This window comes from Polaribacter uvawellassae (genome assembly GCF_039748955.1).
Classification (GTDB): Bacteria; Bacteroidota; Bacteroidia; order Flavobacteriales; family Flavobacteriaceae; genus Polaribacter; species Polaribacter uvawellassae.
Genome location: NZ_JBDIZN010000005.1, coordinates 157,994 through 173,065, shown reverse-complemented (window position 1 = coordinate 173,065; position 15,072 = coordinate 157,994). Strand labels below are relative to the sequence as shown.

The window sequence follows — 15,072 nt, the reverse complement described above, 5'->3', positions numbered from 1 at the left end:
TTATTTCTTATCAGAACTTCCCCTTATCTCTCAAAGCGGGTGCAAATGTATAAACTCTTTTTACAATACAAAAACTTTTTTAATGTTTTTTTGAAAAATTTATTTCGCAGTAACTTTAATGAACTTTTACTAAATAAAAAAAGCATTATGCTTTCCGTTAGCGGGTGCAAAGATACATCCTCTTTTCGGTTCTGCAAGAACTTTTTTAATCTTTTTTTAATCTTTTTTTCAAGGCGCTTAACATCAGTAAATTATAAAGAAATATTTGTCAAAAAAATAACCGTACATCTACTATAAAATCTTTGAACATATATATTGTATGAAATATAGTTTTCTAATATCTTTGCAGCCAATAAATATTAATTTAAATGATACATATTACTTTACCTGACGGAAGTGTTAGAGAGTTCAATTTAAATAGCACACCAATGGATGTGGCTAAAAGCATTAGTGAAGGATTTGCTAGAAACGTTATTTCTGCAAATTTTAATGGAACAACTATTGAAACCACTACACCTTTAACTTCTGATGGTTCTTTAATTTTGTATACATTTAATGATGATGGCGGTAAAAAAGCTTTCTGGCATTCATCTGCACACGTATTAGCTCAAGCTATATTAGAATTTCATCCAAAGGCAAAACTGACTATTGGACCTGCAATTGATAATGGGTTTTATTACGATTTAGATTTAGAAGACGAAGTCATATCAGAAAAAGATTTTACTAAAATTGAGCAAAAATTCTTAGAATTAGCAAGAGGAAAGCACGAATTTAAACTTCGTTCTGTCTCTAAAGCAGATGCTTTAGCATATTATCAAAAGGAAAACAATCAATATAAAGTAGAATTAATAGAAAATTTAACGGACGGAGATATTACTTTCTGTGATCATTCTGATTTTACAGATTTATGTCGTGGTGGACATATTCCAAATACAGGGATTATCAAAGCTGTTAAAGTAATGAATGTTGCTGGCGCATATTGGCGTGGTGATGAAAAAAACAACCAACTTACTCGTATTTACGGAATTTCATTTCCGAAGCAAAAAATGCTTACCGAGTATTTAGAATTGCTAGAAGAAGCTAAAAAACGTGACCATAGAAAATTAGGAAAAGAGTTAGAATTATTTACTTTTTCTCAAAAAGTTGGTGCAGGTTTACCTTTATGGTTGCCAAAAGGTGCAGCTTTAAGAGGAAGATTAGAAGATTTCTTAAAAGTAGCACAAAAGAAAGCTGGTTACGAAATGGTAATGACACCACATATTGGTCAGAAAGAATTATATGTTACTTCTGGTCATTATGAAAAATATGGAGAAGACAGTTTTCAGCCTATAAAAACTCCTAAAATGGATGAAGAGTTTTTATTAAAACCGATGAATTGTCCGCATCACTGTGAAGTATATAACTTTAAACCACACTCTTATAAAGATTTACCAAAACGTTTTGCAGAATTCGGAACCGTTTATAGATATGAACAAAGCGGAGAATTACATGGGTTAACTCGTGTAAGAGGATTTACACAAGATGATGCTCATATATTTTGTACACCAGAACAATTAGATCAAGAATTTAAAAATGTAATTGATTTAGTTCTTTACGTATTTGGCTCTTTAGGTTTTGAAAACTTTACAGCACAAGTTTCTATTAGAGATAAAGAAAATCCAGATAAATATATTGGTGATGTTGATACCTGGGAATTAGCAGAACAAGCAATTATTAATGCGGCAACTGACAAAGGGTTAAATTTTGTGATTGAAGAAGGAGAAGCTGCTTTTTATGGACCTAAGTTAGACTTTATGGTAAAAGATGCTTTAGGCAGAAGTTGGCAGCTTGGAACCATACAAGTTGACTATAATTTACCGAAACGATTTGAATTAACCTATAAAGGAGCAGATAACCAATTGCATCAACCCGTAATGATTCACAGAGCGCCATTTGGTTCTATGGAACGATTTATTGCAGTATTACTTGAGCATACAGGCGGAAATTTTCCTCTTTGGCTAACTCCAGATCAGGTTATCTTATTGCCAATCAGTGATAAATATCAAAAATATTCGGAAAAAGTTTTAGAATCGCTAGAAAATTCCGAAATTCGCGCCCTCGTAGATGATCGAAGTGAGAAAACTGGTCGAAAGATTAGAGATGCAGAAATGAGCAAGATTCCGTTCATGATTATAGTTGGCGAGAAAGAAGAAAATGAAGGAACTGTATCTGTAAGAAAACACGGAGAAGGAGACATCGGAACTTTTACTATTGAAGAATTTATTTTGTTGATACAGAATGAAATAAAAAGTACAAAAGTAGAATTTTAAAGAAGTAAAAAAAGCAGTTAAAGAAACTGCATTGTATAATTAAAATTTATTAGTCATAGCAATTAGAAGAAATAGGCCAAGAAGACCTTTAAGAGTACTTAAAGAAGATCAACACAGAATTAATCATAAGATTAAATTTGTTGACGAAGTACGTTTAGTTGGAGATAACATAGAAGTTGGTGTTTATCCGATTGAAAAAGCAAGAGCGTTAGCGGAAGAACAAGAATTAGATTTGGTAGAGATATCACCTAAAGCAGTTCCTCCGGTTTGTAAAATTATCGATTATAAGAAATTCTTATACGAACAAAAGAAACGCGAAAAAGCTTTAAAATCGAAAGCATCTAAAGTTACTGTTAAAGAAATACGTTTTGGACCCCAAACTGATGAGCATGATTACGAATTTAAAAAGAAACATGCCATAAAGTTTTTAAAAGACGGAGCAAAATTAAAAGCATTTGTTTTCTTTAAAGGAAGATCTATCATCTTTAAGGAGCAAGGACAAATCTTGTTGTTAAAATTAGCCCAAGAATTAGAAGAATACGGTAAAGTAGAACAACTACCAAAATTAGAAGGTAAACGTATGATTATGTTTATTGCTCCTAAAAAAGTAGGTAAATAATAATAACAATCTTATAAGCGAGATAAAAACGAAGGAGAAATGCCTAAAATGAAAACCAAATCTAGTGCCAAGAAACGTTTTAAGTTGACAGGTTCTGGAAAAATCAAAAGAAAGCACGCGTTTAAGAGTCATATCTTAACAAAGAAGTCTAAGAAACGTAAGCTTAAATTGACGCACGCTACATTAGTACACAAGTCTGATGAAGCGAACATCAAACAACAATTAACTTTAAAATAGTTAATTAAAGGGAATTTAATTATTAACCATGGAGTTAGGCAAAAATAAAAAGAGTTGATTTATCAACCGCCTACTACAAAAAACAATTTGAATTATGCCAAGATCAGTAAATTCAGTAGCCTCAAGAAAAAGAAGAAAAAAAATCTTGAAGGCAGCAAAAGGTTACTTTGGAAGACGTAAAAACGTTTATACAGTAGCAAAAAATGCGGTGGAAAAAGCAATGACATATGCTTATAGAGACCGTAAAAACAATAAGAGAAACTTCCGTGCATTATGGATTCAACGTATTAACGCTGGAGCTAGAGAACATGGAATGTCTTACTCTCAGTTTATGGGAAAAGTAAAAGCTAACAACATCGAATTAAACCGTAAGGTTTTAGCTGATTTAGCAATGAACAACCCAGAAGCTTTTAAGGCAATTGTAGAGAAAGTAAAATAATATAATAATCCTTGCTTATATATAAAAACCCAAACGAAACGTTTGGGTTTTTTTTGTTATTTTTAACCTTTTAATATTTGCTCTTTATACCAAAATTATGAAGTTTACTTTTACATTTCTATTTGCACTACTATTTTCTTTGAATTCTTTTTCTCAAGAAAATACAAATACGATCGACAATCAATTTAGAACAGTTTATAAAAAATCTAACAATTACTTAGAGTACAAAGTAATTCTTAAAAAAGATTATGGAGATATACATGACAATGTATTAGATAGTATTAAGGCTTTTAATAAACAGTTAGACGCTAAAAACACATTAATCAATTCTCAAAAAAACACTATTGCAATTTTAAATAAAGAGAAAGAAGAAACTGCTACAAAACTTTCTGAAGCTTTAAACAAAGAAAATTCTGTTTCTCTTTTTGGAATGCAATTAAGTAAAGGACTCTATTCTTTTATTTTATTTACTATAATTATTGCGTTACTTATCTCTCTTGGATATTTTGTTTACAAATTTAAGAACAGTAATGTATTAACAGTTGCTGCAAAAAACGATTTAGAAGATGCAGAAAATGAGCTAAATACTTTTAGAAAAAAATCTTTAGAAAAAGAGCAAAAACTACGCAGACAGCTGCAAGACGAGATTATTAAAAACAGAAATAACTAATTTCTAAATGGTTCAACTCACGGTTTTCCGTGAGACGTCTAACTCACGGTTTTCCGTGAGGCAACTCACGGTTTTCCGTGAGACAAAAAAAACCCCATAAATGGGTATTGCACAACACAATATTCTACTTTACATTTGGAGTATAGAATTACAACAACTAGAGTATTGTTATTCTTTGTTATAAAATTACCCCTTAATTAATTATTTGTTAACTTAAAGCGATTAAAACTTCCCCCTAGATTTTTAATCGCTTTTTTAAAAAGACAAAGATTGCACACATTAAATTTGAAGTATTAATATTAAATTTAACCATATGAAAAGAAAGAAAGAAAGAAAGAAAGAAAAATCTTTTAAAATTAGGACTGCTGTTCTTTGCAATTCCACTACTCTTATTTAATTGCGAAAAAGAAAACTTCCCAGAAGAAGATAGCTATTTTAAAACTGTTAGCATTTCAGAGTCTTTAAATTTTCTGAAAACCAAAAATTTAAATGCTAAAAGCACAAACGACATACAATTATCTGTTGCTTTTGATTCTATAAAACACGAAACTATAATTAATAGTAATCAAAAAATTACTGTATTTCCAGCAGAAACTCAATATAAAGATATTTATAGCAGAGTAGTTTTAATGCGTATTAATGATACTATAAAAACCGTATTAGTTAATATGTATAAAAAAGATAGTTCAGAACAATTTACTGGAAGAATAAGTATTACAAAACTAAATGGTAATTTTATTATAGGCTATACAGTAGAAAAAGGTAAATTAAAATCAATTTTTAAATTAAAAAATAAAAGTACTTTAAAAAGTAAATCTTCTAACGATGACAATTGTGTGCATTTTACTGCAACAACATACGGAAGTAATTGTATTAGACTAGACGAAGTTGTAATAACAGCAGAAGCAAAAAGCACTATATTATATTTAGATCCTTTTGTAAACGAAGGTAATGGAGATTACGAATATGATTACACGCTTGACTGGAATTTTGGTGACGGAAACCCAAATGGTGGTGGCGGTTTTAACTCCAATTGTACTGGCGGGAAAGTTTTAAACCCTGTAACAAGTGTTTGTGAATGTCCAACTGGATATACTGAAGACAGCAATGGAAAATGTGTTGTGAAATGCGAAACTACTGAAGATGATTTGAAAAAAGTTTTCCCAAACACAAATTCTACCAAATTAAAAGAAATTGCTGATATTATCAATAAGTATGGCAAGGATTTTGGTATTGATAACAATGAAAAATTACAACATTTCATATCTCAAGCAGGGCATGAAAGTGATGATTTTAATGCTTTTGAGGAATATACTAATTACAACATAAATAGATTACATTTAATTTTCTCTAAACACTTTAACCCGTATAATAATCCAACAGAGAACCTAAACAAACAAAACCCTCTTGATTACCAAACAACCGGTAGTATTTATGCAAATTCAGAAAAATTATATAATTATGTTTATAATGATGCAAACAGAGGTAAGAAACATAAGCTTGGAAATATTTACACTGGTGATGGCTATAAATTTAGGGGTAGAGGAATTTTTCAATTAACTGGTAGAGCAAATTATCAAAATTTCAATACTTTTTATCAAAACAAATATGATGCAAATACTAATTTAATAAATACTCCAGAATTATTATCTACAAATAATGTAATTGCCGTAATAAGTGCTCTATGGTTTTTTAAAAACAAAGTAAACATTGATATAGATGAAAATACTACTGTTGAAGAAGTCACAGATAAAATTAATGGAGGTGATAATGGCGTGAATGACAGAAAGCAAAAATTCAACAAAGCAAAAACAAATATTAACTGTATAAAATAAATCAATTATGAAAAATAAAAAGTTTAGTATATTAATATTATCTGTGGTTATAGCAACTATTATATACTCTTTTACAACTATAAAAACAAACCAATCAACAAAAGATAAAATTATTGGCACTTGGGTTTCTGATAAAGATATCAATAGTAAATGGGTATTCTCTCTTGATAATACTTGTAAAAGGTATTACAATGGAGTACTTTTAAACACCTATAGTTTTTCAATCACAAATTATTCTTGTAATAATGAATTAGATTCTAAATATGAGTATGTAAAGTTATTAAAAAGTAATCAAAAAACTTATTGTTACGCTATCAATGGAATTACAAAAGATGGTAATGATACTTATTTATCATTAGAATTTGACGGTAATCCTAGACCAATGTTATTTAAAAAACAATAAAATATTAATCAAAACAAAAAAAAGCACCCGTTCGGGTGCTTTTGTTTTATACAAGAAACTGATTTTTAAAAACCGTCTCCTAATTCTTTTAACTTTTCTGTGTTTTCTGCAAGCATTAATTCATCTATAATTTTCTGAATATCTCCATTCATAATATTAGGCAAATCATATAACGACAAACCAATTCTGTGATCTGTAACACGTCCTTGCGCATAATTATACGTTCTAATCTTTGCAGATCTATCTCCACTAGAAACCATAGAGCCACGTTTTAAAGCATCTTCTGCTTGTTTCTTCGCCAATTCCATATCGTACAAACGAGAACGCAATACTTTAAACGCTTTCTCTTTATTTTTATGCTGCGATTTTTGATCTTGGCATTGGGCAACCAAACCCGTTGGAATGTGCGTTAAACGAACTGCAGAATAGGTTGTGTTTACCGATTGTCCTCCAGGACCAGACGAACAGAAAAAATCAATTCTTACATCTTTCGGATTAATTTCTACATCAAATTCTTCTGCTTCAGGAAAAACCATCATCGTTGCGGCAGAAGTATGAACTCTACCTTGTGTTTCTGTTTGCGGAACTCTTTGTACACGATGCACACCAGCTTCAAACTTTAACGTACCATAAACATCTTCTCCGTTTACTTCAAACTGAATTTCTTTAAATCCGCCGTTGGTTCCTTCAGAAAAATCTACTGTAGAAACTTTCCAACCTCTACCTTCACAATACTTTGTGTACATTCTAAATAAATCTCCAGCAAAAATACTTGCTTCATCACCACCAGTTCCGGCACGTAATTCAACAACAGCATTTTTAGAATCTTCTGGGTCTTTCGGAATCAATAAAAATTTAATTTCGTCTTCTAATTCAGGAATTCTGGTATTGGCATCGCTCATTTCCATCTTTGCCATTTCTACCATTTCGGCATCAGAACCATCCGCAATAATTTCTTTTGCTTCTTCTATATTGTTTAATAAAGATTGATATTCTTCACCTTTTTTAACAACATCACCTAAATCTTTATATTCCTTACTTAAACCAGCGTATCTTTTTTGATCCATAATGATTTCTGGTTGGATAATTAAATCCGAAACCTCATCATAACGCTGCTTTACAATTCTTAATTTATCTAACATTTTCTATTCTTTACTTGATTGCGAATTTACAATTTTCTCTGAACTTCTCTAAATTAGATTTCATGTATATTTGATTAAAATTATTTTGTATTAATGAAAAAAATAAATCTCTATTTTTACTTTTATAAAAATAAATTTGCTTTTCCACTAGCTTTAAGTTTATTCATTTTATTTAGCTTAAGAGCTATGCCTTTAGCTGTATTGACTTTAGCTGCAACTACTTTTTTAATTTGGTTTTATCAAAAGTTTATTAATGATCAGAAAAACCAAACTCTCTATTTTTATTATAATTTAGGAATTACAGAACTAAAATTATATACTTTTTTGTTTTTTATAAATATGATTGTTTTAATCAGCATTAATATCAGTATCAAATGGATGTTATAGAAATTGATAATGTTGAGTTAAATTTTGGCATAAACGAAGTTTTAAAAGCAATTTATTTTAAAGCTGAAAAAGGAAAAATTACAGGAATATTAGGGAGAAATGGCTGTGGAAAAACATCATTATTAAGAATCATTTTTGGAGAACTAAAACCTAACAACAAACTAATTAGAATAGATAATAAACCTTTTTTAATTCCTTTATATAAAAAAGGTTTTATAAAATATTTGCCACAGTTTCATATAATTCCAAACTCGGTTTCTTTACAAAGTGGATTTCATTATTTTAATGCTTCATTTACTGATTTTTTAACTGATTTCCCTAATTTTAGAACAAAAGAAAAGCATCGCTTTTCTGATTTTTCTGGAGGAGAAAAAAGACTAATTGAAACGTATATTATTCTAAAATCCGAAGCAAAAATTATTTTACTAGACGAACCTTTTTCTCATTTAGCTCCGCTATATGTTCAAAAAATAAAAGAATTATTAAAAACCGAAAAACAAAATAAGATCATTATTATTACCGATCATTTATATAAAGAGATTATAGACGTAGCTGATACTTTATACTTATTAAAAGATGGCTGGAGTAGATTCATAAAATCACCAGAAGAACTAATACATTACAAATACATAAACTCATTATGAAAAAACTCATAGTACTAATAACTATCATTTTCATCTCTTCTTGCAATACAGAAACCAAACCTCAAAAACCAGATTTCTTATTGGGGAAATGGATAAGAACAAACGACAAACCAGAAAATATTACCTATGAAATATGGAACAACAACTTTACTGGATTAGGAATTACACTCAAAGAAAAAGACACTACTTTTAAAGAAATTCTAAGTATTGTTTCTATGAATGACACATTAACTTTAAAAGTTGAAGGTGTAAATGAAACTCCGACCTTATTTAAATTCACATCTCAAACCGACACTTCTTTTGTTGCAGAAAATCCAACACACGACTTTCCAACAAAAATTAAATACTGGCTAGAAAACAAGCAATTAAAAGCACATGTTTCTAACAAAAAGTTCGGAATTGATTTTGTTTTTGAGAAACTAAAAAAAACTAACTCATTAAAGGGCAAATCAATCAAAGAAAAATCAAAAGAACTTAAAAATAATTATTTAAATGCAAAAAATGCAGACGTGTTAAAGAAAAAGAAAATTGATGAAATGTTTTTTGAATCTTTTCCTAACTCATTTTTTGAAATGTATGAAATTTTTGGTTATGATGAGAATGCTCATAATGAAAATCTATACGATAATGGAAGTGAAATAATTAAATACTTCAGCAAACTTGAACTGAATAACAAAGAAAAATATTACAATAAATATATAAACATTTGTGTGGATGGAAAATGGGACGCAGATAATATTGCTTATGGTTTTTATATTTATAAAAGAATTATCTCTGACAAAAATCCATTTTTAGAAATTTTAAATAAAAGAACAGACGATGAACTTAAATCTGTTTTTAGATTTATGTTTGATGGTCCTCACCCTGATAACAAATCAAATCATAATCTAAATAAAAAACTAATGAAAGAAATACCAAATAAATTTGAACGATTAAAAAAGCTAATAAACTACTCTTTAGAGGAATTGATCTATGAAAATAAAGATAGTAACTAAAAATATTTCAAAATCGAAATAAAAAAATCCCAAATTCTAAATAAATTTGGGATTTTTACTTTCTATAAAATAGGATTTATCCACATTTAGAAGAACCACAATCTTGACAGGTTAAACAACCTTCTTGGTAAATTAAACTATCAGATTTACAGTTTTCACAAGATTGTCCTTTTGCTTTTGTGCCATCTTCCACATAACGTTTTAATGCACGTACAACTCCATTTTTCCAAGTATTAATTGATTCGCTATCAAGCTGTAAGCTATTAATTAAATCTACAATTTTATCAATTGGCATTCCGTGACGTAAAGTTCCAGAAAACAATTTTGCATAATTCCAGAATTCAGGATTAAATTTATGTGACAATCCTTCAATAGTGGTTTTATAACCTCGTTTATTTTTGTACTGAAAATCGTATCGTGATGTACCATCTTCGTTTCTACTTTTAATAATCAATCCGTTTTCTACCCAACGCGGAATTAAAATTCCGTCTTCATCATCAACCAAACCAGTAAAAACTTCATACGGTTTATCATCAACCAAACCAATAAAAGCAATCCATTTTTCTTTTTTATTTTGAAAACGAACTACATCAGCTTCCAAAATTTCTGGTCTAATAACAGGAAAAGAAGTCAATACATTTTCTTGATTTTCTTCTTTCTTTTCATCATTAGAAATCAAAACTCCAGCACGCGAACCATCTCTATAGACGGTTACGCCTTTACAACCAACTTCCCAAGCTTTTAAATACAGCTCGCCCACCAAATCTTCGTTAGCGTCGTTTGGCAAATTTATAGTTACACTAATGGAATGATCTACCCATTTTTGAACAGCGCCTTGCATGGTTACTTTACTCATCCAATCTACATCGTTTGAAGTTGCTTTGTAATACGGAGATTTTTTTATCAAAACATCCAATTCTTCTTGTGAAAAGTTTTTGTCAGCATCAATTCCGTTTACTTCCATCCATTGTTTAAATCGATGATGAAAAACCACATATTCTTCCCAAGAATCTCCTACTTCATCAACAAAATCTACGCGAGAACCTTTATCATTTGGATTCACTTTTTTTCTACGTTTATAAACTGGCATAAAAACAGGTTCAATTCCTGATGATGTTTGCGTCATTAAACTTGTTGTTCCGGTTGGCGCAATCGTTAACAAAGCAATATTTCTACGTCCGTATTCTAACATTTCGTAATACAATTTGCTATCTGCTTCTTTTAAGCGCAAAATAAACGGATTATTTTTTTCTCTTTCTGAATCAAAAATTGAAAATGCACCACGTTCTTTTGCTAAATTCACAGATGCTCTGTATGTTTCTATTCCTAATGTTTTGTGCACTTTTACTGAAAAATCGTTTCCTTGTTTACTTCCGTATCTAATTCCCAATGCCGCTAACATATCTCCTTCTGCAGTAATACCAATTCCGGTTCTTCTACCTTCGTATGCTTTTTGCCTAATGTTTAACCACAGGTTTTTTTCGGTTGCTTTAACATCATCTGCTTCTGGATCTGAATCAATTTTTTCTAATATTTTATCTATTTTCTCTAATTCTAAATCAATGATGTCATCCATCATTCTTTGTGCAATAACAATATGTTTTTTAAACAACTCAAAGTTAAAAGCAGCTTCTTTTGTAAACGGATTTTCTACATACGAAAACAAGTTGATCGCCAACAAACGACAAGAATCGTACGGACATAAAGGGATTTCGCCACACGGATTTGTAGAAACTGTTTTGTAACCTAAATCTGCATAACAATCTGGCACCGATTCATTAATGATCGTGTCCCAAAAAAGAATACCTGGCTCTGCAGATTTCCATGCGTTGTGCACAATTTTTTTCCATATTTTTTTAGCTTCTATCGTTTTTATAACTTTTGGATCAGCACTAAAAATTGGATATTTCTGAGTATATTTTTCATCATTTTTTACAGCTCTCATAAATGCATCATCAATTCTAACTGATACATTTGCGCCAGTAACTTTTCCTTGCTCTAATTTAGCATCAATAAAATCTTCTGAATCTGGATGATTGATAGAAACCGACAACATTAATGCACCACGACGACCATCTTGCGCAACTTCTCTGGTAGAGTTAGAATAACGCTCCATAAAAGGAACAATTCCTGTTGACGTTAATGCCGAATTTTTTACTGGAGAACTTTTGGGTCTAATGTGTGATAAATCGTGACCAACACCGCCACGACGTTTCATTAATTGCACTTGTTCTTGATCAATTTTCATAATTCCTCCGTAAGAATCTGAATTTCCATCATTACCAATGACAAAACAATTAGAAAGTGATGCTATTTGAAATGGATTTCCAATTCCAGCCATCGGACTTCCTTGTGGAACTATATATTTAAAATCTTTAATAGCTTCAAAAACTTCTGACTCTGTTAACGGATTTGCATATTTCTGTTCAACTCTTGCAATTTCTTTTGCAATTCTGGCATGCATATCATTCGGTGTACTTTCGTAAATATTTCCATCAGAATCTTTTAATGCGTATTTATTTAACCAAACACTTGCAGCTAAATCATCATTATTAAAGTAGCTTAAAGCCGCATCTAGCGCTTCTTGTCTTGTGTACGTCTTTTTAGGAGTAATTTGTGTTGTTGATTTCATTGTTTTTACTAGAGAATTAGATTATTATTTGTCAAGACTAAAGTAAGAAAAATAAAACAATTAAAAACATGATTAAAATCATAAAGTTTACAAGAAAAAATCATAAATTGCTTAATATCAATAAGCTAGTGTTTTATCAACATAAAAATGTTTACAAATATTTTATTTTTTTATTCACGACAGAACACTTAAAAACCTCTAAACAAGCGACTAACAGTACTATTTATCTTTAAAAAAAATAACATAAAAAAAACTATCTTTAACTTGTAAAATAAAACACACAATTATGAAAACTAAATCAAAATTTCAATCAATTGTAATCCTATTATTTCTTACACTAAACTTTTCTTGCACAAACACAGAAGGTGAATGTTTAATTTGCAACGAAGATCCAATACATATTTCTAAAAAAGCAATTCAGTTTGATGCAGAATTAAATACTACAACAATTACAACAAAGGGAACAACTTGGAAGCTTATTGAAATTTCTTATAACAATTCTATAATTGATTTAAGCGGAATTAATCCGCAGGCAACTACTTTTAAAGTAGAAAATCCGAATTTTATTTTTGAAAGGAAAAGCTCAAATGAGATTTATATAGAAATGAGTGCAAATTATACAGGAAAAGAAAAAAAGTTAATTGCAATTTTACAAGACGGAGATTATTTTGGTCAAATTGCTGTTTTACAAACTATTGATTAATTTTTACAAAAAAAAAACTACCTTTATTACTTTAATCTAAAATTTTATGAAAATGAAAACAATATTCCAATCAATAGCTTTATTACTTTTTTTAACCTTAAGCTTTTCTTGTTCTAATAATATTGAAGAAGATTGTAACGGATGCCAGACAGACACCATTGGTCTATCAAAAGAGAATGTTCAATTTTCAGCTGAAAGCAATTCAATAACACTAACCACTCAAGGTTCAGGATGGTGGCTAAGTGAAATTGAATTTAATGGAAATACTATTGATATTAGCGGACTTCACAGAATTGCCTACCAACTTAAAATAGAAGAACCAGAATTTACTTTTGAAAGAAAAAATGCAAATGAAATTTTTATTCAAATGACAAAAAACATTACAGGAAAAGAAAGAAAACTTCACGTTCTTTTAACTCATATGAACCGTGGAGCTCATATAGGTGTTTTTCAAGCTGCAAATTAATTCAACTCTAACTTATAACCAACTCCATGAATATTAATTAATTTAATAGAAGTATCTTCTTTTAATTTTTTTCGAAGTTTTGATATATAGGTATCTAAACTTCTACCCACAAAAACGCCGTGATCTTCCCAGACTCTTTTAGTTAATTCATCTCGTTTAATAATTTGATTTGGATTTGCAACAAAAATAGCCAACAACTCACATTCTTTTTTAGAAAGACTAATTTCTGTAGCTTGTTTTACCAATTTATTTTGCTCAGGATAAAATTGAAAACTACCTAATTTCGTATGATTTTTAATAGTTTCATCTAATTCCTCAGATTGTTTTCTTTTAGAATAAAAATAATCCAAAATAGAAACAATAATAATTAGAATAATCAACGCTAATTGTTTCGTAAAAAAAACAGTTATTTTATTTGTAAACCTAACTTCAATGCTATAACAACCATTTGGCAATAATCTTCCTGCACAAGGAATGATTGTGTCTTCTTTTTCAGCGCTCATTTGATAACTATAAGCAACTTCATTATCCGAACACTGTATCACCTCTACTCTATAATAGTTTGGAAGTTCTGTTTTTTGAAAACTATTTTTTATGGCGGAAACTAAATTGCTAGGTTCAAAAGAAAGTTGATTTTGAAATGACAACTTGTATTTAAACTTATTTAATTCAACTACAGGCAAAACTAAAGAAGTAGAATCGTTGTTTGATAACAACAATTGATTTCCAACTTCTCTAAGAGCAATTTTTACTCTTTCAGAAAGGTCATCATTTTTATCATTTGAATCAGAAAATATCCAAACAAAAAAAACAAGACAAATTAAAACACTATATAAATAAATTTTTCTTTTGCTCATAATCTCTACAAATAACATACAATTGAATGACATTTTACAACTGTTGACAGTTCTTTTACATTTTTTTGACACTTTTCTTTTGAAGTTGATATAGTTTTACTCAAAAACACAATCATCATGAAAAAAATTATTATTACTATTCTAGTACTTTCTTCAACATTTATTTTTGGGCAAAAAAACGAATTCAATTTAATACAACTTGATTCTACTTGGGGGCAAGAAGTACTTCGTTTTCCTGCAAGAAACATGGATTATGTTGGAGTTGGAGAAGTTCGATTTCCACCGAAAGGTTGGATAAATCCAGAGCACGACAACTTTTGGTCATATACGTACGCTTGGAGCATCAATATAAATAGAGAAATTCCAGAAAAGGAATTGGAGTTAGATTTAGTGAAGTATTTTAATAGTTTGAATCATATTGAAATGAATGACACAGCTAATATTCAGTATTCATCTGCAAATGCATCAATAACCAAAAAGGAAAAAGCAACTACTTTTTTTAAAGGATCTGTTAGAATTTTTGATCGTTTTGCAACTAATAAAATGCTTACTCTAAATGTTTTGATAGAAAGTCATTATTGTAAAAAAAAGCAGCGAACAATACTTCTTTTTAAATTCTCTCCTAAAGAGTTTAAACATGAAACTTGGAAAATGCTTAATAGAATAAAATTGTATCCTGATTTGTGTGAATAGAAATAAAAAAAACCTCAGAGTTTTCTGAGGTTTTTATAATT

16 protein-coding genes are annotated in these 15,072 nt (G+C 29.7%); 13 read left to right on the top strand and 3 right to left on the bottom strand.

Annotation, left to right across the window (positions count from 1 at the left end):
* Nucleotides 1-368: 368 nt before the first annotated feature.
* The 7 genes from thrS (at nt 369) to ABDX67_RS11635 (ending at nt 6,512) form a co-directional block, all read left to right on the top strand.
* Nucleotides 369-2,309 (top strand): threonine--tRNA ligase, encoded by a 1,941-nt coding sequence (gene thrS / locus ABDX67_RS11665; protein ID WP_347175208.1) that lies wholly within the window; start codon nt 369-371, stop codon nt 2,307-2,309.
* 61 nt (nt 2,310-2,370) lie between these two features.
* The gene (infC, locus tag ABDX67_RS11660; RefSeq protein ID WP_347175209.1) at nt 2,371-2,928 is read left to right on the top strand and encodes a translation initiation factor IF-3; all 558 of its coding nucleotides are present in this window, start codon (nt 2,371-2,373) and stop codon (nt 2,926-2,928) included.
* Between the two features lie 39 nt (nt 2,929-2,967).
* Nucleotides 2,968-3,165: a 50S ribosomal protein L35 gene (gene rpmI / locus ABDX67_RS11655; RefSeq protein WP_301399729.1), complete on the top strand. Its 198-nt coding sequence runs from the start codon at nt 2,968-2,970 to the stop codon at nt 3,163-3,165.
* Between the two features lie 94 nt (nt 3,166-3,259).
* Nucleotides 3,260-3,604, top strand: a complete 345-nt coding sequence (gene rplT, locus ABDX67_RS11650; RefSeq protein ID WP_301399728.1) for a 50S ribosomal protein L20 — start codon at nt 3,260-3,262, stop codon at nt 3,602-3,604.
* Nucleotides 3,605-3,701: 97 nt separating this feature from the next.
* Entirely contained in the window at nt 3,702-4,274 is a 573-nt protein-coding gene (locus tag ABDX67_RS11645; protein WP_347175207.1) for a coiled-coil domain-containing protein, read from the top strand.
* A gap of 668 nt (nt 4,275-4,942) precedes the next feature.
* Nucleotides 4,943-6,109, top strand: coding sequence for a glycoside hydrolase family 19 protein (locus tag ABDX67_RS11640; RefSeq protein WP_347175206.1), 1,167 nt, complete (start codon nt 4,943-4,945; stop codon nt 6,107-6,109).
* Nucleotides 6,110-6,116: 7 nt separating this feature from the next.
* Nucleotides 6,117-6,512, top strand: a complete 396-nt coding sequence (locus ABDX67_RS11635; protein ID WP_347175205.1) for a hypothetical protein — start codon at nt 6,117-6,119, stop codon at nt 6,510-6,512.
* Between the two features lie 65 nt (nt 6,513-6,577).
* On the opposite strand, the gene prfA is transcribed toward ABDX67_RS11635, so the two are convergent.
* Nucleotides 6,578-7,654 (bottom strand): peptide chain release factor 1, encoded by a 1,077-nt coding sequence (gene prfA / locus ABDX67_RS11630; protein WP_347175204.1) that lies wholly within the window; start codon nt 7,652-7,654, stop codon nt 6,578-6,580.
* Nucleotides 7,655-7,747: 93 nt separating this feature from the next.
* Here prfA and ABDX67_RS11625 point away from each other — a divergent pair, with 93 nt between their 5' ends.
* The 3 genes from ABDX67_RS11625 to ABDX67_RS11615 are packed head-to-tail and all read left to right on the top strand — an operon-like array spanning nt 7,748 to nt 9,680.
* Nucleotides 7,748-8,041 carry a hypothetical protein gene (locus ABDX67_RS11625; RefSeq protein ID WP_347175203.1) on the top strand — a complete coding sequence of 98 codons (294 nt, stop codon included), beginning with the start codon at nt 7,748-7,750 and terminating at the stop codon, nt 8,039-8,041.
* Nucleotides 8,029-8,685, top strand: coding sequence for an ATP-binding cassette domain-containing protein (locus ABDX67_RS11620; protein ID WP_347175202.1), 657 nt, complete (start codon nt 8,029-8,031; stop codon nt 8,683-8,685). Before ABDX67_RS11625 ends, ABDX67_RS11620 begins: the two co-directional genes overlap by 13 nt.
* A complete protein-coding gene (locus ABDX67_RS11615; protein WP_347175201.1) occupies nt 8,682-9,680 on the top strand; it encodes a DUF6265 family protein in 999 nt (332 codons plus the stop codon). The genes ABDX67_RS11620 and ABDX67_RS11615 overlap by 4 nt, the downstream gene beginning before the upstream one ends.
* Nucleotides 9,681-9,756: 76 nt before the next feature.
* Here ABDX67_RS11615 and ABDX67_RS11610 read toward each other — a convergent pair whose 3' ends face one another.
* On the bottom strand, nt 9,757-12,312 hold the full coding sequence (locus tag ABDX67_RS11610) for an adenosylcobalamin-dependent ribonucleoside-diphosphate reductase (protein WP_347175200.1): 2,556 nt from the start codon (nt 12,310-12,312) through the stop codon (nt 9,757-9,759).
* Nucleotides 12,313-12,598: 286 nt separating this feature from the next.
* On the opposite strand from ABDX67_RS11610, the gene ABDX67_RS11605 reads away from it, so the two are divergent.
* Nucleotides 12,599-13,015 (top strand): hypothetical protein, encoded by a 417-nt coding sequence (locus tag ABDX67_RS11605; RefSeq protein ID WP_347175199.1) that lies wholly within the window; start codon nt 12,599-12,601, stop codon nt 13,013-13,015.
* Nucleotides 13,016-13,067: 52 nt separating this feature from the next.
* Nucleotides 13,068-13,481 carry a hypothetical protein gene (locus tag ABDX67_RS11600; RefSeq protein ID WP_347175198.1) on the top strand — a complete coding sequence of 138 codons (414 nt, stop codon included), beginning with the start codon at nt 13,068-13,070 and terminating at the stop codon, nt 13,479-13,481.
* Here the strand turns inward: ABDX67_RS11600 and ABDX67_RS11595 are convergent.
* Nucleotides 13,478-14,338 carry a winged helix-turn-helix domain-containing protein gene (locus ABDX67_RS11595; protein ID WP_347175197.1) on the bottom strand — a complete coding sequence of 287 codons (861 nt, stop codon included), beginning with the start codon at nt 14,336-14,338 and terminating at the stop codon, nt 13,478-13,480. The two genes, ABDX67_RS11600 and ABDX67_RS11595, sit on opposite strands and share 4 nt — an antisense overlap.
* Nucleotides 14,339-14,455: 117 nt before the next feature.
* On the opposite strand from ABDX67_RS11595, the gene ABDX67_RS11590 reads away from it, so the two are divergent.
* Nucleotides 14,456-15,031, top strand: a complete 576-nt coding sequence (locus ABDX67_RS11590; protein ID WP_347175196.1) for a hypothetical protein — start codon at nt 14,456-14,458, stop codon at nt 15,029-15,031.
* The last annotated feature ends 41 nt before the right edge of the window (nt 15,032-15,072 follow it).

Coding starts and splice junctions, on each gene's coding strand:
- ABDX67_RS11610 (WP_347175200.1), bottom strand. CDS start 12,312: ATGAAATCAACAACACAAATTACTCCTAAAAAGACGTACACAAGACAA.
- ABDX67_RS11600 (WP_347175198.1), top strand. CDS start 13,068: ATGAAAACAATATTCCAATCAATAGCTTTATTACTTTTTTTAACCTTA.
- ABDX67_RS11605 (WP_347175199.1), top strand. CDS start 12,599: ATGAAAACTAAATCAAAATTTCAATCAATTGTAATCCTATTATTTCTT.
- prfA (WP_347175204.1), bottom strand. CDS start 7,654: ATGTTAGATAAATTAAGAATTGTAAAGCAGCGTTATGATGAGGTTTCG.
- thrS (WP_347175208.1), top strand. CDS start 369: ATGATACATATTACTTTACCTGACGGAAGTGTTAGAGAGTTCAATTTA.
- ABDX67_RS11645 (WP_347175207.1), top strand. CDS start 3,702: ATGAAGTTTACTTTTACATTTCTATTTGCACTACTATTTTCTTTGAAT.
- rplT (WP_301399728.1), top strand. CDS start 3,260: ATGCCAAGATCAGTAAATTCAGTAGCCTCAAGAAAAAGAAGAAAAAAA.
- ABDX67_RS11620 (WP_347175202.1), top strand. CDS start 8,029: ATGGATGTTATAGAAATTGATAATGTTGAGTTAAATTTTGGCATAAAC.
- ABDX67_RS11625 (WP_347175203.1), top strand. CDS start 7,748: ATGAAAAAAATAAATCTCTATTTTTACTTTTATAAAAATAAATTTGCT.
- ABDX67_RS11590 (WP_347175196.1), top strand. CDS start 14,456: ATGAAAAAAATTATTATTACTATTCTAGTACTTTCTTCAACATTTATT.
- rpmI (WP_301399729.1), top strand. CDS start 2,968: ATGCCTAAAATGAAAACCAAATCTAGTGCCAAGAAACGTTTTAAGTTG.
- ABDX67_RS11640 (WP_347175206.1), top strand. CDS start 4,943: ATGTATAAAAAAGATAGTTCAGAACAATTTACTGGAAGAATAAGTATT.
- ABDX67_RS11635 (WP_347175205.1), top strand. CDS start 6,117: ATGAAAAATAAAAAGTTTAGTATATTAATATTATCTGTGGTTATAGCA.
- ABDX67_RS11615 (WP_347175201.1), top strand. CDS start 8,682: ATGAAAAAACTCATAGTACTAATAACTATCATTTTCATCTCTTCTTGC.
- ABDX67_RS11595 (WP_347175197.1), bottom strand. CDS start 14,338: ATGAGCAAAAGAAAAATTTATTTATATAGTGTTTTAATTTGTCTTGTT.